The sequence below is a fragment of the Paenibacillus provencensis genome, assembly GCF_042678545.1.
GTDB lineage: Bacteria > Bacillota > Bacilli > Paenibacillales > Paenibacillaceae > Paenibacillus > Paenibacillus provencensis.
This window is the reverse complement of sequence record NZ_JBHTKX010000004.1, coordinates 218,144-235,811: the sequence shown is the minus strand read 5'-3', so window position 1 is coordinate 235,811 and position 17,668 is coordinate 218,144. Positions and strand designations below refer to the sequence as shown.

The window sequence follows — 17,668 nt, the reverse complement described above, 5'->3', positions numbered from 1 at the left end:
TTTAACTAATTTTTATATGGGTTCTACACTTCAAAACCAACGATCCGATTGAACCATGCCTGCAGTGTAAGATTAGTCGGCTTAAGATACTCTTGCGGAAAACTTTCTCCCTTAATTTTGGTCACCAGCTCGCGATAATTCATGTTGCTGTTATTAGAACTATAGTAGTAACAGTCCGAATTTGGAGAGTTAAAGAACAGTTCTGGAAAAGTAGATAGCTGTGATAACCGTTCAATATCCGGTAACTGCTGACTACCCCAGCAAACTTGAAAATTGTCCTTAACGTTGGTGTAGGGATAAAAAAAGACCATCGATTCCTCATTGGGAATGATTTGGTCCTCCAAAGCTGCAAGATATACTTGACTGATCGCCCATTTTTTATCACGCTCATGAATTTCAAAGCCGAATACCAATCTTGGAAAAGGAACTTCCTCAATTACGGCTTCGTGGTAATAAGCCTTCCTGTTTTGAGGAGACACCTCCATAAAAATGAACTTACGGGACTTCGTTATTTCAACGAAATGGAGAGCACCTCTAGGCATGACAGGTGTTCGTACTAATCCAGTTTCTAGAGACTGAAGAATAGCACTAGCAACCGCTTCATGTGTATAAATACCTTCACCGACCTTAACACCGTCAATATACTCCTCAACAATGGGAAGTGCATAATGGTCGCGGATCCGAATAACCATTTCATTTCCTGTATTGTTTTTCTCTACTAAATGCTGCTGGCTCATGCCACATCATCCTTCCTATTTATAGTCACCTGGTCAAGTACATGGGTTAAAATGTTTCTCATCTCACTGAAGGTTAAGTTATCACTGCTCTCAGATGAGGAGTTCCCACCGAGGAACTTCATGATCTGGGCAAACACAACAGTTGTGCTATCAGTGATGGATACTTCAGGAACGGATCCAACAACCCTTTGATTAAGCTCCTTCAGCAAAACTATATTCTGAGAGCTGTTAGTTATCTGTGATTTGCATTCACGAATAACTTGCTGCACCATTTGTTTAATTTCTAACAACACTTTAAGAAAGGGAGATAAAATACCATAGAAGCCAGTTAAGGTAATTTGAATACTAGCGTTTACAACTATCCCTTCCATACTGAAATCTAGATAATCGCAACTACGATTCAACATCCTATTAAAATTGGCTACGTACCGGTCACTTTCTTCTTTACCAAGGAGTTCTGCAAATTGGATGAGTTCCGGTAATGGGAGTTTAAAAGTGTTCTCTTCCTCTCCATGGGGGTTTATAAGCTCTTCGATGTGTTGTGCGTCTCCAAATACTCTTTTAATGCATGTCAAAAATACGGGATATTGATCCCCCCAATCATAACAGTAGTAATTGACTGGGTTGTTCACGATATCACATCCAGCAACCTCGATCATCTTCAGCATGACTAAAGAGTCGTAGGTAGCCTGCATTTGTCCAACCTGTTCTGAACAGTAGTAGGACTTCTCCATGATCTCCTCACACCTCTCAAAAGAATTGAACTGTTGCTGTCTGTTTTTCTGGAGCAGACCGCTTCAACTGAAATATGAGATTATGACTATGCAGGTATTCGTGAATCGCATTCCCACTGTTGATGTTTGCATAATCCCCATACTCGATGTGTTCATCACACTCGTACGCCATAGCATGATCTAAAGCTTCTTCAGCTTCTGCAAGCGTAAACGAATTCCAGTCAACTTCGCTGCTATTAACCAATTCATGGGCAGCCTCAATTGCACGGAAGATTCCAACTGATAGTGTTTTTGAGGTGGTTTGTCCATCTGGTTGACAGGGCAGGACTTGCTTGAGAGTGTTCATGTTAATACGCATTTTTATTCCTCCTCGTTAGGCATAAAAAAAGCCGTTGAAAACAAAAAAGACATACCAAAGGTTGTCTCCTGTTTCCAACGGCTAATAGATAGCCTCATATTTTGACGGTTAATACCGCTTCCCCTATCTTTACCAAATTAATAGCGGCAAAGAAAAACATTAAGTACTGATAATGAAGTAAGTATAGCATATGATTCAACCTGAGTGAAGCTCTACGGTATAAACTATGCGCCTTATAAATGAGCAGTTAGTTTTAAGGATGGAGAAAGGTGTGTTTCACCCTTCCCCCAAACGGCTGAACCTTATTTATGCTGTCCTTATGTATTCCTTCAGGATTGTTTCCAAAATTCCACTTCTTTATCTACATACCGATTTTGCTTAACTTGATGATCGGTACTACTGTATTTAACATAATGCTCGATCGTTTCTTCCAAGCCTCTACATAAAAACTCCGATAAGCAGAATAAAAGCAGTAGCTAACGCGATGGTCATACCGATAATACCTATCAAATCCTCAGATTTAATGCTCTTTATTCTCTTTAAGTAGTCATTTTTATTAAGATTTTTAGTTGTTTGGGGCTTTTCTTTTGCAATCTCATTAGGTTTCATTTGAATTTCCTCCTAAATGTATGTATGTTTCTTATAACTAAGATCGATGAGACTCGAGAACCCTTCTCTCATAAACAAATATATCAGATAACACTCTTGTGTGTGGTGTGTTCAGACCGTGTAGTAACATCTGTTGGAAAGTATTTAGGTATTAAATAGGGATCTAAGGCATCAAAGATAGCAGATCTTCCGATGGGTCCAATATAACGAATATTACCTAGCTTATATACGGTAATCTCCATTAAGTCTCGCATAATGGTATAGTCATTACGCTTTAAATACTTTGCCACGCTGCGATAAGTTTTCCCTTCAAACTGACCAAAATAGTACCCTACTTCTAGATCCATCAAGTGTTCAGGAATTTCGAATATTTGAGATAATCGGAACTCTGAAAATTGCTCAATGAGAAAATCATATTTACTTCTTTCTTTATTTTTTTCGAGGCAATCATGCAACTTGTTATAAAGAGATGTATCTTCTGTTTTTAATGAAGCAGGAAACAAAGAAAGTAATCGCTGTAGCTCTTGTACGGATAAATGAATATATGACATTTTAAGAGGTCTCCTTCCCTGAATGTGTTCTTAACATCTACTAATTATGTATTTAGCTGGTTTAAGGATGTGATTACTGCAGCAGTTACTTTATTCAAAACTCATTAAGGATCTTAGAATAAGAGCTTGAAGTTCACGGGCAGAGCTAAGTTTGGTCTTAACCAATATTCGGGACATATGATTTTTTATTGTGTTCTCACTAGCTTTTAATCTGCTCCCTAGATTATGGTTGTTTTCACCGTAGATAGTTAAAGCTTCAATCACTTGTGTTTCTCTCTTTGTTAGTCCGTATTTAGCCTTTAATTCCTTAAAAACGGGATATAAATTGATTCTAATAATTTGAAGATCAAGACTCATAATTTAGCCTCCAGTAAATAAATTTTTATCTAAGAAAAATGTGAGCCAGACCACACCAAGTGTCACTCCCATGCAAAGATATTCAACTAGGGAACCTCTGAAACTTCCTGTACTCATAATCCGAAATCTCAGTACGTACTTAAATGGTGGGAGAATTCGTATACCACGGTTCGTTAATGCATCTGCAAGTAGATGAAGCATGTAGGATAACCCTCCAGCTAGCCAGATAGATATATCACCTGTAGTCAAATATAAGATCAAGGTCCAACCAACCAATCCATAGATTGTATGAGTTAATCCTCGGTGCGGCAGGAACGACACAAGTATAAGTAAGGAACCTCCAATATAGTTCCAAGGCGAGATTTGGCTGCCGAAAGCAATCAGTATGATTCCCGTTAAAATCATAATGACATTCTTCAATGTTCGATTCGGGAGAAAGGTAATGATTGCTGCAGCTATGGCCAACATATAATTCCACGGAGAATACGCTTCTCCAAGAAAGATGACAGCAGCTGCAGCCAATAAGAGAAGCAGCTGGAATGTGCGAATTACTGTTTTTGGAATTGCTCTTGAAACTAAAAGAGAATTTGGTTCATCGATATCAGGAAGTAGTGAACTTAAAACAGCAACTACTATTACGGGTATTGTAATTTCTTGATCAGCTAGTTGGAGTGCAGATAAGGATAGCCCCGTACTGATAACTAAATGTGCTCTTCCCATCATAGACGCCAGCTCCTTTCCACTATACCGGCAGGATATTTACTAAATCCGATACTGTAGATGAATATTGACACTTCGGTAATGATTTAATAATAAGTCCTTTATATCGCTTCGTTCTCATTCGGTTATCCAGGATGATAACAGCTCCTTGGCAATGAACTGAGCGATTTAAACGGCCAAAACCCTGTTTAAGTTTAAATATCATCTTGGGAAACATATAGTCGAAAAAGCTGCTTCTATTGGCTTTCTCAAGAAGCTCAATTTGTGCTTTTATTAAAGGATCGTCGGGATGTGGAAAAGGTAATCTAGGGATCACTACTGTAGTAAGAGCTTCTCCTGCGACATCAACACCGGTCCAGAAACTAGATGACCCAAATACGATTGTTCTTGGCTCATTTTTTAGTTGTTGAATGAGTTCTTCACGATTACATCCAGGATACTGAACTAATAGATGATAACCCACTTCACTACAATACTTTTGGAAAGAACGAGCGACCTGGTTCATCGCATCAAAACTTGTAAAAAGGACAAGCATACGACCGCCAGTATACATCGTTATCTCCTCTAGCTTTTCTGCAGTATATCCGTTGAAACCAGGACTGTTTGGTTCAGGTGCATCATCCGGTACGATAATCATCGTCTTGTTTATGTAATCAAACGGACTACCGACAACGACTGAATCATACTCTTTGACTCCAACCCGTCCAGCAAAGAAAGAAAAGTTCCCGCTATTGGACATCGTAGCGCTTGTTAGAATAACAGGCACTTTATCGAATAAGCTAGAAGCCAGTACAACTTTTGGAAACAGTGGAGCAGCATGCAGGGTGATCTGATCACGGCCACGAACAGTAGCCCAGTATGCCCAGGATCGTTTAGCATTGTTACTAATGAAATCAAGGTCAATTATACTCAAAGAGCCGATCAAGAATATCGGAAGCACCACGGACATTCATACTTTTTAATGTCTCCAAGAAATCCTTAATTAAAGAGCAAGCCTCTGATACATCAATCTGTTTGTCTAAGAGCTGATATGCTTTGTTCCCCATTTCATTTCCAACCCCAGTAAATACTTGGTCAAGGTTACGGTGGATATCCTGGCGAAGTTGAGTTAGCTTAAGCTGCGCACCATGATCTAATTCTTTAAAGATGTCACGTTGGAACAATTGATCGAATAAAGACTCAAACTGGTTTATGTCAGCAGACTTCTCAAAGATTTGGCAGCAGACATCTTCCATTTCATGAGCCTCATCGAAAATGACGGCATCGTAATTTGGAAGAGAACCATTTCCTGTCTTCCGCCGAATGGCAAGATCTGAGAAGAAATATGCATGATTTGTAACAATAATATGGGATTGAATCATTTTTTCTTTCAGCTCTTCAATTACGCATGACTCAGGCTTATTAATTGCTCGACAATTGCTCGCAGATATTTTCTTCCATAAGCTATCTTCTACATCGAATCCAAGCCCTGTACGATCATTTACATACTCTCGGGTCACTTTTTTGAAGATCTTCTGCACTGTTTTAGCTTCTTTATTCATGCTCCGTAGCGTTTCTTGCCACAAATTCTCAAGCTTCGAGTAGCAAACGTAATGTGACTTTCCCTTAACAAGTTGATACTTAAGATTTTGATGCTCCATTTTTAGAATCTGTTGTACACGAGGCAGTTCTACATTTACTATCTGAGTCATTAGCGGGATCGTATGGGTACAAACAATAACAGTCTTGTTGTTTTCAACAGCCCACTTGGCTGCAGGTATCAAATAGCCAAGCGACTTCCCTGTACCTGTACCGGCTTCAGCCAATAGATGCTTTTCACCCTCTAACGCTGCCCCCACTTTGTTTGAAATAAGCATCTGCGGTGAACGTGGAGAATAACCTTTAACAAGCTTCGACAGATGTCCCTCAGCCCCGAGTGCTCTTTGAATAAACTCTTCCACAGAACCGCTCCTCAACAATTATTGTATGTTAGTTAATATACTAATATACATATATAGTACAATAAGACTATCAAAAATCATAACATTTTAGCACTGAAATTTTGATTGAGCGGGACTTTTTGTTAATTTCTTATTGATCTTCATTAGATAAACTAATCGAAATAAATAATAAATGGAAAAAACAAACTTTACTGAAGAAACTGTGTTTTAAATAATATCGACAAATTTTGGGATACTGGCATGACAATGATGGTCATTCTTTCGAATCCCGTAGTGTTTCTTGGGGTAACGGAAAACTAGGGGTAGCATTCGATTTCCAGGACAAAGCACGCATTCAAAGAGATGGTGTGCCAATAGCAACCTATATCGGTTGGGGATTTGCAGCTTCGGTTACTTATGACTCTAAATTTGTAAATTATAATGGTAACGCTCGCACAGTTTATGCGCACACTTGGGACACTACCTCTATTAATAGTATTTCCTTCTCTGGGGGGGCAGCTAATTACGGTGCAAGTGTAAGCTTCGATAAAAGTTCAAATAGATGGCCAGCATATAATGATCGAGACACCGTATTCTAACTATCAGTATAATGATCAAATAATACTTTCATTTCAACAAAAAACCTGACAGCTAATCGTAGCTGTCAGGTTTTTTGTAGTACGTATTGTATCTTTACCAGGAGATATATCGCCGTGCTGACTTTTTCATTAATACTGGCTCTTTAATTTTATTCTTGACTTTGCAAGAATGCTTTCATTTCTTTGTCGGGGATTTTTCTTTTTAAATGCTCTGGAAGATGATCAAAACAGTAAATCATTCTATCACGGTTGAGATTTGGAACTTGTTTGAGCAGCTCCCATTCATCAGCTGATAGTGGTTTTCCGCAGCCTGCCATTATACAATTTCGCTCAATCCTTGAATTGGAATGGACAACTCGTTTCTGTCCTTCTGGAGCAGGATTACTGCCTATGAGGTGACGCAAAGCTGGATTATCTCCCCAGTCCTTATATGGAGCAAGATCACTCCATCCCATTTGCCAACTATCTACCGCTTCAACAAAAGCGCTTGCGGCAGCCTGATCAAGTGCGTTGGATACTTTCGGACGTCCCTGGCCATCTTTATCAATATATGCGAAGCCGAATCCATCTCTGCTGTAATCACTTATAGAAATTGAAACTATTACTTTAACGTACTGCTGCTCCAAATTGATTTCGATATCTTTAATGGTTTTGCTCCACTGCCCCTCCGTTGCAGCTTCCAGCCTGTCAGTATATATCTGATTCGGAATATAAGCTTTCTGTGTATCGGATCGCAGCTTGACTGTTCCTTTTGGAAATGACTCCTTTAGCCTTCGAACAATATCTGGGTAATTCAGATCGTCCATATTTTTCACTCCCCACATAAATACATCAGTTACATCCGAACTGGAGGGAAACTGATTTTAGTGCTTAGTACATTCTTATACATCAAACTTCTTCATGTATTTTTCAAAGTTAGAATAGACCTTCTTTGCCATTGTGACTCGTTCAGGTAGATCACGTAACATTTGAACGAAGTATTCGTGGCCAGAATCAGTGATGCTATAATACCGGTTGTATCGATCATCACCTTTCCACTCACGAATGACGTGCCCATTCTCGGCCAACTTTCTGAGCCTAGCACTAAGATATGAATCGTTCACGCCAACTCCGCCTAAAACGGACGCAATCTTTTTATCCAGCTCACTAACATAGAGCTGCTTTCCGCCCTGCAGCTCGGATAAAACAACGAAATCAATCACTTGCTGCACTTTAACAACATAACCCAAGGTTCCCTCTTTTTCTACGGGATTATCATTTCTAGGCATAACACGCCTCCTCTTGCAAAGTATCAATGTTAACCGTTAAATTGAATAGGGCAGGGCCCCGTATAATGTACTAATTATAACATATTTCTCAACCAAAGCGTGGAATTACTATCCGTGTTTACACGCCTTTTCCTTCCCGCTCTCCATCATACGAGCAATCTCTTTTGTTTATCCCCTTTATACCAATTTTCTACTTCTTCTGTATCTAGATTCGAACCTAGCTGCAGAGCTCTATATCTGCAACTCAATCCGGATCTATTCTTTTGCTAAGTAGGTATGTAGCTGTAGATAATAACAATGTAACTTAATCCGAATCCAGCAACAGATTACGACTGTCGGGGGGGCCGCGCGCTGCGCAAAAACCGGGTTTAAAAGGTATCAAAAGAATTAGAAAAATTGTAGAAGAAATAAAAAAAGAGGACGGAAAAAAGGTCTGTGTTGAAGGTACATAATCGCAGATGTAAGTAAGTTAACGAAGTTGTATATCTAGTGAGAGAATTATCTGGGGGGGGCAGCCAGCCGGACAAACAATGGATGGATACGGTGGACGGTAGCAGGAAGAGCGACGACGAAGCAATACGAGTTCGTGTTAACCGTGTAAACACGCTTAGTGTAAACACTGGTATGAGTAATCAAACCCACCTTTCTTTATATACAAAACAAAAAGCGGGTTTGACCTTTTTACCCCGAAGATCTGATAACTGATCATTCAGTTACAGGATTAAAAGACTCATACAATTTATAGATGGGCAGTGTCATATAGTATTCTTGTACTTGTTTATCCATCAAGCTAAAGAAAAACTTACTCTCTTCAGAATTTTTAAGCAATACATTAACGCAAAATGATAACGCCTGATTTTCTTCTTTTATAGCTTTCATCTTTTTTTGATACAGATATTTACTATCTTCGGAAGTTAGACGTCCATCTCGCCAAAGTTTGATTTGTAACTTGTTGATACGAATATACTCCTCGTTCTCACTCGCAGTCCCCTTGGCTTTATCATAAATGTAGTCAGCTATATCCAAGAGCTCACTCTTTCCAGACTTGATAAATGCGTTAATGCATTTTAAACAGAAACTATTCGTATGATCTGCTGATGTGTTATTCATAAAGGGATCGAATTGATCAAAAGTTTGACAAATCACTTGACTGTTAAGATTTACTCCTTCTGCTAGTGCATCATCAGTAAGTAATAAATATATACTGTGAGGAAACTTTTCATCATTTTCATCTCTAAAATACACTCTTGCATCAGCTACTTTATCCGAAAAAGCACTTACAATTTTCTTCTTGGCTGTTGAATTATAGAACAATAGGATTGATTTATCACCAACATAAAAATTAAACATTCCACTTTTCGATTTTTCAAATGAAAATCCTCGAACATCATTTTTCAGCACCCGAAGAATTAACCATTCTAGCTCCAAACCTAATTGACGATCTTGTTTTTGTTCAATAACTGTTGTTTTTTCTATACCCAAAAGCTCAAAAGTTTTCTCTAATTCGAGCAAACAGTCATACCATTCCAGTAATTCTGCTAGAGTATCTTTTTGAGGACTCATATGAATATAGGCGCCACCTTCAAAACTTAATTTATTCCCTGAAAACAAACTGATAAGCAGAGGAACAACTTTTAACTGAGCAGAAAGAGTGTGAAAATTTAGGACTTCATAATTAAGTATAATAACACCATCAATATCACTTAAACTAAGAACATATGATTTTTCTAAAGTTATAAATTTAACACCTTGTTTTATTTCGATGTCAGTAAAAACGTGATAGTTTCTTTGATCATCACTGAATGTAATAACACCTTCAATCACATTGATGGATTCAATTCTAATCCTATTTAAAGGAAAGTGAGCTTGGTTTCGGACACCATACATTGTGAAGTCATGTTCGAAAATTTTCTCCAAAGACTCATCAAATGAAGGAGAGTAAGTCATACTGGTCAACCTTAATTCTGGAAACTCATGAATTTGAAACGGCTTATGCGTTACGAGCTGCCTTGATTGCAGTGTTTGTTCAGTCAAAAATTTATAACAAACATCATATAACCTTGTTTCATCCAGTGGTCGTAAATCAATAACCCTCTGTTTCTGTTTGTTAAAACGTTGTAGTAATTCATTTATCTCGAGAGCAAGCAAAGCTTTGTAAAAAAGCTTAGTTTCTCCGTTCGGTTTGACCTCTCCAACAAGTAAGAGAACACCATCAGAATTAAAAAAATTTCGATAATCAGCTAACTCGAAGCTGAAGCTCCTAATCCCTTCAGTGAAATGCTCTATTTCAGTCCCCTTCACTTGTACAGGTACCCTTCCAATTAGGGATTCTTTAGTCTCTGAGTCATCCTTCATTACAGAGATATGCCCGTCAAACGAAATTCCCTTATCTCCAACTGGTATATCAGGTATCAAATAGGAGTCTGGTAAATTTGCCAGATATTCAATTGCATTTACCGTCTGACGTTCCTTCTTCTGATTTGAAAGCTTGGCCACCCTGGATCCCCCTTATTTTGTTTTCAGACCTGATTATTTCCATTGCCGAAGGTCATTCTTGCCCATTCCTCTAATGTAATGCCATTCTGAATTTGAAAACCCTCTGCCTCATCAGCTGCGTCAAATACTAAAAGCTCCTCATCTTCTCTCTCAGCAACAACACTATCTACTTGTCTATAACCATAATTGTACTCATTAGGACGTGCATGTAACAATCTCACATAATCACCTGACTTAGCACAAGCCGCCCCTAGCGCTGTATTATTAGTATTTTCTGGTGTTATTGCTCCAAAGACAGCACAATGGGTCATTTCATCATTGAGCTTCTCACAAATTCTGCATGTTGGATTAATTTTCTGTGTTCCCATAGATAAAAACCTCCCTTTTTCCGTATATTTTGTATTTATCATATAACGGAAGTTGATTTTCACAAAATTTTTTCATAAATAAAAACAGAAAAAAGATGCCGGCAAGCCAGCACCTTTTTTTATAACGATTTTCTGTATTATCAAACTCATTTTTCAGATCACTAATAGGAGATTCAAAAATTGAAAGCTATCTGCCCAGCACCCACGTTGTATTTCTTCTTCGTTTTGGCAGCTGGTTTATTACCTTCGACCACAAGTCTAATTTTCTCCTGTTTCGATGTAGACTGCTCATGAACAATCTTATTCGTCAAGTTAAAAACCCATCGACGAAAATCAATCGCATCTCTTGGTGCTTTTGAACGATCCCAGCTTAGAACCGTAGACTCAGCACTGCAGGAGAACTCTAAGCCCTCTACACCTTGCTTTACTCGCTCCACAACATATTTTATTTGTTGCTCAAATCGTGAATGAAGATCAGCTGGTATAGACTCATCTGCCCATTTAAGGAGTACTTCTTGCAGGGATCCCGCTTCAATAACATCTACTGAAGGAACTTCCACCTCAACAAAATCACTGGAATTGTCGTTAATAGTATCTTCCTGTACCAAAGCTTGTACCGAAGATTCCGGAATAAACTGAGTCGCATCTATAGTCATCTTGCCCCAAATGGACTCAGCACTTTCCACACCTTCGATATTATTACCAACAAAGCGTTTCGCCAATTCCGTAGCAAGGCTTCCTCCAGAACCTTCAGTAAGAGCTGATAAGCCTTCCTGGGAAAACTGACCTTCTAAGGCTTGGGCAGCGCTCATTTTGGCTGCCATAAGATTAATGGCCAGCTCCTGCATTGTTCCCTGATATGAGTTGTAAACAGTAAGACATTTATTCGGCTGACCTATCCGCCAATGCCGTCTTGATGCCTGCCGCACAATATTCAGACGGTGCCCAGTCTGATAGAAATAAAGTGAAGGAAACATCAATAAATCAAGGCCAGTGCTAACCAGGATTGGATTCGTCAGTATTACCTGAGCACCTTCCCTTACCCTTTCGGCAATCCACTCTTCTCTATCTGGTCCCTTTACCTCTGTTCCAAGTAGGGCTGTCTTTATCCCTCTTTCTTCAAGTAACTGAGAGAGTCGCTGCAGAGTGCCCATTTTCCCCGTATAAGTCGCATAAATGCCTACCCTTCGCCCGAGCTTTAGCTGCGATCGGACAAACTTGATCATCTGAAGCTCCTTAGGATATAATAGGCGCTCACTAAGCCGGTAACTACCCGGCACTATGCATTCTCCTGTATCCGGATGAAAGACACCTTCGAAATTGAAAGGGACATCTGAATAACTCAAAAGTGTATTCACAAGGCTCCCTAGAAGTACCGACTGGCCACCTGCAGCGAGCTCTTTTTGCACAGCTTCTCGCAGACGATTTTCGACTTCAGTCAGATTTTTTCTGAGATACCAATCTGGCGCAAGTAACCTCATTTTCTTTTCAATCTTTCTCTTTCTACCTGGTCGTCGAACAATTTGGGTTTTGCAGCTTATAAGTCTTCTTTCACCCTCAAGAGGAACACTCATCGGTCCTTCTTTGAGTTCCGGCAGGACTTCGAACATATCAGCCATCTGTATAAAAACTGCAACGTCACTGAGTATGTCCGTGAAGAGCTGCGGTGCGGCAGCCGGCAACTCCTTAACACTTGTCCTTTTCGACTTCCCGTTACTAGAGCTGTTCAAATCTCCGTCATCACGTATTTTAGTGACCCTTTCCCGTACACCGTACAAATCGACCCACTTTCCTACGTCTCCCCAATTAAAGCCCATCTGCTTCAGACGAGAGGGAAACATCCGGAAAAACAATTCGAATAAGGAAGAAGCATAACCATTGGACAAAGTTCCGGTCATTGCGATCCCTCGTTTGGCACAATTCAAAAATACATGAAAAGCATGAGCTTGAGCGCTCCCTCCTGCTAACTCATGGCATTCGTCACCGATGGCCAGGTCAAATTTGCCTTTAAACCAACGCTTAAACAAATCCGCAGGAGATACTTTTCGTGGCGCCACCCCAGCAACCGGTTTCGGCTTACCAGATATATATGATTTTTTCGAATTCTTCGCCTGCCAAAGTCTTGACCCACAAATACGGGTCTCATCCTTGTCGGGATCTACATTTTTATAGAGGCGTACTTGATTAGAACAGTACAAGTTCGTTTTTCTACGCGTAGGCTTTCCATGCTTATTAAAAAAGTCCTCATACTCCATCGGTACAAGACTGTCCTCTTTCTCTTTCATTAATTGTCCACCACAATCGGGGCATCTCCATCCGCGAAAAGCAACCTTTTCAACAGTTCGAACTGTCCCATCATTGTTTTGAAACTGCTGCTGATATGTACGGTCCGACCAATGTGCAACCGGTTCGTAAATATAACCTAGTTTAGCAGTATCCCTTGCAATGATGTAAACCTCAATTTTTTTAGGTTTCGTCTCCAATCTTCTGCTATCTCGGAGCTTGATAACGTCAATATAGTCTGATAGAAAGTGAACCTCAAACAGATCCTTATCTAGCAGAATACCCCATTCCCGCTTCGTCTTCTTTATCAGATGATTTGGGACCATATAAAGAACCCGTCCAGATTTTTTCTGGAGTAATTCTGTGATTAGGGAATAAAAAACTGAGATAGAGACGGATGTTTTCCCTGTTCCAGGCTCACCAATAACTAAGAGATTACGATGACGCTGAAACCCCTTAATTAATGCAGTTACGACGTGAGCTTGTGCTTGAAATAATGGACGCTTAAGGTTCTCTAACAACTGGAGTGGTTTATTTTGACCTGGATGATGAACTGGTACATATTCATCGTTAAGACGTCTAATCAGGTCTGCTCCAAATAACCCTAAATAATCCCCAATAGATTCCACATCGGAAAGAGAGGAAACCTTTTTCTCTTCCAGAGCAGGGTCAATTGCCTCAATCACCACATTGCTTATTTCTGAAGATTCACTCATGAAACGGCCTCCCCATTTATATCCTCAACCAGTTGAATTGCCCCTGTTCTGAGTCCATAAGATATATACTCATCCAATATTTCCTCTCCAGCGAGCAGCTCAAAAGCAACCAGGTTTTGATAGTCTCCCGTGTAATCATATACATCAAGTTGAACGAGATAACCATCCTGGAATAGCCGAAGATATAAGTAAGGGATCCACTCTTCTAGCATTGGCGTCTCATAGTAAGCATCGATTGCCCAGAAAAGTCTTTCGTGTATATTGCCATCCCATGCAAAAATACAATAACCTTGGTCCTGGCGCGATAAAACTCTTTCACTGGCAACAATTCCGGTAACCAGCGTCTCATCTTCGCGCTGTGAGAGATGCTTGTATTTTCCATAGGGTTTAATATAGAAAGAGGATCGATCATACCCTTTCTCTCCAATACGCGGTGCATGATAGAAACGAAAAGTTACATCTTCTGCTTTCTTGGCATGATGAAATTGAGCAAAAACTGCCTGCACACGCGAATCAATATCTATAACATTCGTATAAATGAGATAATTATTTTTAGTAGTTGAATCATACTTTGTCACTAATAGTGAGCAATGAACCTTCACATATATATCCTTATGAGTAAACTCCATAAATTTCATGGTCTCTATTCCCCCTCATCTGCTTTCTAAGATGTTAGCTCTGAACCGTTCGAATATTTCCAAACCGGTCCACGATACGAAAGGTAATCTTAAAGGTTTCCCTTGTCGTCTCTATGGTCTCATCCCCGACTTTTTCAATTTCCGTAGTAGCATCCTTCTTCACAATGCCTTTTAGAACGTGAAGAAGTTCTCCGCTGCCAACTTTTCCGTTTAATCGGCCTGAGGCCATTCTTAGGACCCTATGCATTTCTTTATCCGGAAGGAGCGGCTGCAGCTTCAAAGCAGGTGCTTTAGGTGTCGTCCATTCCATGCCTCTTCGTGACAAAGATGAATGGCAAGAAACGACCCTGAGCTGGTCTACGTCCATGATTATCGATCTGAAGTATTTTGGAGTGACGTTCCCTGCCGGCACTTTATAAATAGGATCTATTGCTTCAGGTAACCGACTAAGTACAATTCCTTCAGCAACTAATCCAAGTATTCTTTGTACTTCCGGTCGATCAATGAACTTTACAGATCGTTTACGACCGAAAACATATACTTGACCGTATGTATCGTCATGAGATTGATAAACATTAATCTCATCCAGATTAGTGACTAGCAAATTGACAATATCCTTAGTCATACGTCGCCTCGGAATGTTATAGATAAGTATTCCGTCAACCGCCAAGTACTGAATGATGTGCCGAAGGAACACCTTTTCTTTACGCTCTCGCTTGCTCTCCTCTGATTCCGAATCATCATCATAGGGAGGATTTAAGTATATGAGCCTGAAGTAGTCCTTAGAGATACGGCACTGTTCATAGCCTCCAAAACATGCTTGGTGTACGCGCTCTCGGAGCTCCAGGTACTTCTCTTCATTAGGTTCCACACCAAACGTTACAGCCTTTGAACCTTGTGTAAGAATCTCCATTGCACGGCCACTTCCTGCACAAAAATCCGCAGCTGAGAACGGCCGATCAGGAAATTGTAATAGTTTTCGTACGCAGTCCATATCTCGATCAGTTGTCTCAAAGTTACCCATACGAATTTTGTTTCTAATAATTCGATCAAACATGCGCTTCATGTTATCGGACATATTTATTAACCCCCAATAGAAATTAGAAGAGCCGCGCATGCGCAGCTCTCTTTTATCTTGATATTTATTACCTCACGGGTAATACAACGTTCAATACCGATGGATCTCCATCATACGTAATATATGATGGAGTACTCTGACCTGTAATGTTAAATAAAACATCGTTCACATCCCGGTCACTGGCTGAAAGGGCATCCCTCAGATATCGAGCATTGAACCTGATCATTCCCATACTTTTATCTACAACGGAGCCTTCAATTGACTCTACAATCTCACCTGTGTGGCTTTCCGATTTAACAACCAGCTCTCCGTTATCTCCATGTAAAAAATATACACGATGATTTTCGGATTCTAGCGATAACATCCGGTTCAACGTCTCGTCGAGGCGCCCAAGCGGAATCCTTGCAAGACAGGACTGCTCAGGCATCTCACAGAGTTTCGCAATATCAGGATAACTTCCCTCAACTAGCCTACCAAAGTACACTGAATTGCTGCTACGGTCTCTTAAAATTAAATGATGATCCGTCACTGCCAAATCAATTCTTTCAGAGGTTCTAAAAGTATCTACGATACTTTTGAAATTTATAGCATCGATAACTCCACCACGAAACTCGTCTGGATTTGGTATCTTTACGTCAGAAACGAAATCATATATCCGATGCCTATTCGTCGCGGTAAATCCAAGCTTATCCTCTACTTTGCGGATATTAATACCGCAGAGAATAGCAGTACTGGAATCAGTTGAGGCAAAACGCTGGGCTGCAGCACCCTTTCGCAGGGCATCCATTGGAACCGGCACAAACTTTACTCCGGCCACTGACGGCAGCTGAGGATACTCGTCCGGATCCAAGACCTTAAGCGATGCAGAACCATTGTTCCCATACGAGATACGTACAGAGGCCTCATTTACACTGAACGATAGCGAACCGCTTGGCAAACGTTTTACAAGTTCTATTCCTTCTCTTGAAGGAAATAGATAGCTCCCATCCTGATTTCCTGTATTCTCTACCTGCAGTTTCACAATAACCGATTGGGAATCGGACATTGCCGTAACGAAAAGAACATCTTTGTTTAAATCAAACTTAATACATTTCAGTATTGGAACAACGCTGCTTCTCGGCACTACCTTAGAACAAGTCGTTAATACGTTCATAATCGCTTCATGATCAACGGTAAACGATACTCCCTCTGCCTTAACTGCCGTAGTAACACGTTCTTCCACTGCTTTTGCCATTTCTAAATTCCTCCCAGTTTTTAAGCACAAAAAAAGCCGTGAAGAAACAAAAAAACACACCTTTGGCGTGTCTTTGTTCTCCACGGCAATTCATGCCTCATATTTATGTTCCCTAAATTGGGTTACTCGCTCACCTACCGAAATGATAGCGGTGGTGAAAAATAATGGTAAATCGTAATACCATCATTATATTAATTCAATTGGTTCCCTGCAAGCTTAACCAGCCATCAATGTTCATCCTATTCTTCAGTTCAGATTGTCGTTGTAAGAATTCTTCATAGTGGTTTCTAGAAAGTAAGATAACGGCAACAGAATTCTGCAATGAGATCAGATAGTTTCCTTTAGTGACTGGATCTGCCCTTACCTCCTCCACACACAACATGTTTACGAGAAAACTCCGATGTGGACAAAAAATAATCCTCGATGTCTGATCCAATATTTTTTTTAAAGGTGTTCTTGTTTCAATGATTTCTCCATCTTTGAGATGAATCTTTATCCATTTTGTATCGTTAATCTTCTCGACGAAAAGTATCTTTTTCTCGTTTACTAGTAGATCACGTCTGTTAGACATAACAGTGATCATGTTTACATCCTCATTCTGTCTTGTACTTAAGATGTTCTCTGCACTCAACTGTATAGCAGCTTTATCTATCGCCTTTTTTAGTCGTTCAAAGGTTACGGGTTTCAGGATGTAATCAACGCTATCCAAATCATAGCTCGCTAAAAGATGTGTAGGATTCCCAGAACCCGTCACAAAGATCATTTTTGAGTTATTCCCGCTTTCTCGAAGTATACGAAATGCGGATAATCCATCCAGCTTCTCGAGTCCGATATCAAGGAGAACAATGTCCGGTCGGTATATTGCGCAGCTTTCAATCAAACGTGAACCCGAACTTACCATGTCTACGACGGTATGTCCCATCTTCTCGACATATAATTTTAATTTTCCTCGTTGGACAACTCCATCTTCAGCTATAATAATTGTAAAATTTGTTTCCATTTT

18 protein-coding genes are annotated in these 17,668 nt (G+C 40.0%); all 18 read right to left on the bottom strand.

The window, feature by feature from the left end; all coding sequences use genetic code 11:
* Positions 1 to 23 precede the first annotated feature (23 nt).
* The 18 genes from ACFQ3J_RS21680 to ACFQ3J_RS21595 all read right to left on the bottom strand — a co-directional run bounded on the left by ACFQ3J_RS21680 (position 24) and on the right by ACFQ3J_RS21595 (position 17,665).
* A complete protein-coding gene (locus ACFQ3J_RS21680) occupies positions 24 to 737 on the bottom strand; it encodes a hypothetical protein (RefSeq protein WP_090728201.1) in 714 nt (237 codons plus the stop codon).
* Complete coding sequence (locus ACFQ3J_RS21675; RefSeq protein WP_090728199.1) at positions 734 to 1,471, bottom strand: hypothetical protein; 738 nt, start codon at positions 1,469 to 1,471, stop codon at positions 734 to 736. The genes ACFQ3J_RS21680 and ACFQ3J_RS21675 overlap by 4 nt, the downstream gene beginning before the upstream one ends.
* 16 nt (positions 1,472 to 1,487) lie before the next feature.
* The gene (locus ACFQ3J_RS21670; RefSeq protein ID WP_090728197.1) at positions 1,488 to 1,829 is read right to left on the bottom strand and encodes a hypothetical protein; all 342 of its coding nucleotides are present in this window, start codon (positions 1,827 to 1,829) and stop codon (positions 1,488 to 1,490) included.
* A gap of 438 nt (positions 1,830 to 2,267) precedes the next feature.
* Positions 2,268 to 2,438: a hypothetical protein gene (locus tag ACFQ3J_RS21665; protein WP_177178860.1), complete on the bottom strand. Its 171-nt coding sequence runs from the start codon at positions 2,436 to 2,438 to the stop codon at positions 2,268 to 2,270.
* Between the two features lie 83 nt (positions 2,439 to 2,521).
* A complete protein-coding gene (locus ACFQ3J_RS21660; protein WP_090728195.1) occupies positions 2,522 to 2,989 on the bottom strand; it encodes a hypothetical protein in 468 nt (155 codons plus the stop codon).
* A gap of 90 nt (positions 2,990 to 3,079) precedes the next feature.
* Positions 3,080 to 3,346, bottom strand: a complete 267-nt coding sequence (locus ACFQ3J_RS21655) for a helix-turn-helix transcriptional regulator (RefSeq protein ID WP_379293986.1) — start codon at positions 3,344 to 3,346, stop codon at positions 3,080 to 3,082.
* Positions 3,347 to 3,349: 3 nt separating this feature from the next.
* On the bottom strand, positions 3,350 to 4,069 hold the full coding sequence (locus ACFQ3J_RS21650) for a metal-dependent hydrolase (RefSeq protein WP_090728192.1): 720 nt from the start codon (positions 4,067 to 4,069) through the stop codon (positions 3,350 to 3,352).
* A gap of 19 nt (positions 4,070 to 4,088) precedes the next feature.
* Positions 4,089 to 4,991, bottom strand: coding sequence for an ATP-dependent DNA helicase (locus ACFQ3J_RS21645; protein WP_177178859.1), 903 nt, complete (start codon positions 4,989 to 4,991; stop codon positions 4,089 to 4,091).
* The gene (locus ACFQ3J_RS21640) at positions 4,966 to 6,006 is read right to left on the bottom strand and encodes an ATP-dependent DNA helicase (RefSeq protein ID WP_090728189.1); all 1,041 of its coding nucleotides are present in this window, start codon (positions 6,004 to 6,006) and stop codon (positions 4,966 to 4,968) included. The genes ACFQ3J_RS21645 and ACFQ3J_RS21640 overlap by 26 nt, the downstream gene beginning before the upstream one ends.
* A gap of 727 nt (positions 6,007 to 6,733) precedes the next feature.
* Positions 6,734 to 7,390 (bottom strand): hypothetical protein, encoded by a 657-nt coding sequence (locus tag ACFQ3J_RS21635; RefSeq protein ID WP_090727346.1) that lies wholly within the window; start codon positions 7,388 to 7,390, stop codon positions 6,734 to 6,736.
* 75 nt (positions 7,391 to 7,465) lie between these two features.
* Complete coding sequence (locus ACFQ3J_RS21630) at positions 7,466 to 7,852, bottom strand: PadR family transcriptional regulator (RefSeq protein WP_090727345.1); 387 nt, start codon at positions 7,850 to 7,852, stop codon at positions 7,466 to 7,468.
* Positions 7,853 to 8,557: 705 nt separating this feature from the next.
* Entirely contained in the window at positions 8,558 to 10,348 is a 1,791-nt protein-coding gene (locus tag ACFQ3J_RS21625; protein WP_090727343.1) for a DUF4365 domain-containing protein, read from the bottom strand.
* 23 nt (positions 10,349 to 10,371) lie between these two features.
* Complete coding sequence (locus ACFQ3J_RS21620; protein ID WP_090727342.1) at positions 10,372 to 10,716, bottom strand: hypothetical protein; 345 nt, start codon at positions 10,714 to 10,716, stop codon at positions 10,372 to 10,374.
* 173 nt (positions 10,717 to 10,889) lie between these two features.
* Entirely contained in the window at positions 10,890 to 13,715 is a 2,826-nt protein-coding gene (locus ACFQ3J_RS21615) for a DEAD/DEAH box helicase family protein (RefSeq protein ID WP_090727340.1), read from the bottom strand.
* On the bottom strand, positions 13,712 to 14,353 hold the full coding sequence (locus ACFQ3J_RS21610) for a hypothetical protein (RefSeq protein WP_090727338.1): 642 nt from the start codon (positions 14,351 to 14,353) through the stop codon (positions 13,712 to 13,714). Before ACFQ3J_RS21610 ends, ACFQ3J_RS21615 begins: the two co-directional genes overlap by 4 nt.
* Before the next feature lie 34 nt (positions 14,354 to 14,387).
* Entirely contained in the window at positions 14,388 to 15,431 is a 1,044-nt protein-coding gene (locus ACFQ3J_RS21605) for a DUF6094 domain-containing protein (RefSeq protein ID WP_090727336.1), read from the bottom strand.
* A 67-nt stretch (positions 15,432 to 15,498) separates the two neighbouring features.
* Positions 15,499 to 16,665, bottom strand: a complete 1,167-nt coding sequence (locus ACFQ3J_RS21600) for a DNA polymerase III subunit beta (protein WP_090727334.1) — start codon at positions 16,663 to 16,665, stop codon at positions 15,499 to 15,501.
* A gap of 196 nt (positions 16,666 to 16,861) precedes the next feature.
* Positions 16,862 to 17,665, bottom strand: coding sequence for a LytR/AlgR family response regulator transcription factor (locus ACFQ3J_RS21595; protein WP_379293981.1), 804 nt, complete (start codon positions 17,663 to 17,665; stop codon positions 16,862 to 16,864).
* Positions 17,666 to 17,668 lie beyond the last annotated feature (3 nt).

Coding starts and splice junctions, on each gene's coding strand:
- ACFQ3J_RS21680 (WP_090728201.1), bottom strand. CDS start 737: ATGAGCCAGCAGCATTTAGTAGAGAAAAACAATACAGGAAATGAAATG.
- ACFQ3J_RS21675 (WP_090728199.1), bottom strand. CDS start 1,471: ATGGAGAAGTCCTACTACTGTTCAGAACAGGTTGGACAAATGCAGGCT.
- ACFQ3J_RS21670 (WP_090728197.1), bottom strand. CDS start 1,829: ATGCGTATTAACATGAACACTCTCAAGCAAGTCCTGCCCTGTCAACCA.
- ACFQ3J_RS21665 (WP_177178860.1), bottom strand. CDS start 2,438: ATGAAACCTAATGAGATTGCAAAAGAAAAGCCCCAAACAACTAAAAAT.
- ACFQ3J_RS21660 (WP_090728195.1), bottom strand. CDS start 2,989: ATGTCATATATTCATTTATCCGTACAAGAGCTACAGCGATTACTTTCT.
- ACFQ3J_RS21655 (WP_379293986.1), bottom strand. CDS start 3,346: ATGAGTCTTGATCTTCAAATTATTAGAATCAATTTATATCCCGTTTTT.
- ACFQ3J_RS21650 (WP_090728192.1), bottom strand. CDS start 4,069: ATGATGGGAAGAGCACATTTAGTTATCAGTACGGGGCTATCCTTATCT.
- ACFQ3J_RS21635 (WP_090727346.1), bottom strand. CDS start 7,390: ATGGACGATCTGAATTACCCAGATATTGTTCGAAGGCTAAAGGAGTCA.
- ACFQ3J_RS21630 (WP_090727345.1), bottom strand. CDS start 7,852: ATGCCTAGAAATGATAATCCCGTAGAAAAAGAGGGAACCTTGGGTTAT.
- ACFQ3J_RS21620 (WP_090727342.1), bottom strand. CDS start 10,716: ATGGGAACACAGAAAATTAATCCAACATGCAGAATTTGTGAGAAGCTC.
- ACFQ3J_RS21615 (WP_090727340.1), bottom strand. CDS start 13,715: ATGAGTGAATCTTCAGAAATAAGCAATGTGGTGATTGAGGCAATTGAC.
- ACFQ3J_RS21610 (WP_090727338.1), bottom strand. CDS start 14,353: ATGAAATTTATGGAGTTTACTCATAAGGATATATATGTGAAGGTTCAT.
- ACFQ3J_RS21605 (WP_090727336.1), bottom strand. CDS start 15,431: ATGTCCGATAACATGAAGCGCATGTTTGATCGAATTATTAGAAACAAA.
- ACFQ3J_RS21600 (WP_090727334.1), bottom strand. CDS start 16,665: ATGGCAAAAGCAGTGGAAGAACGTGTTACTACGGCAGTTAAGGCAGAG.
- ACFQ3J_RS21595 (WP_379293981.1), bottom strand. CDS start 17,665: ATGGAAACAAATTTTACAATTATTATAGCTGAAGATGGAGTTGTCCAA.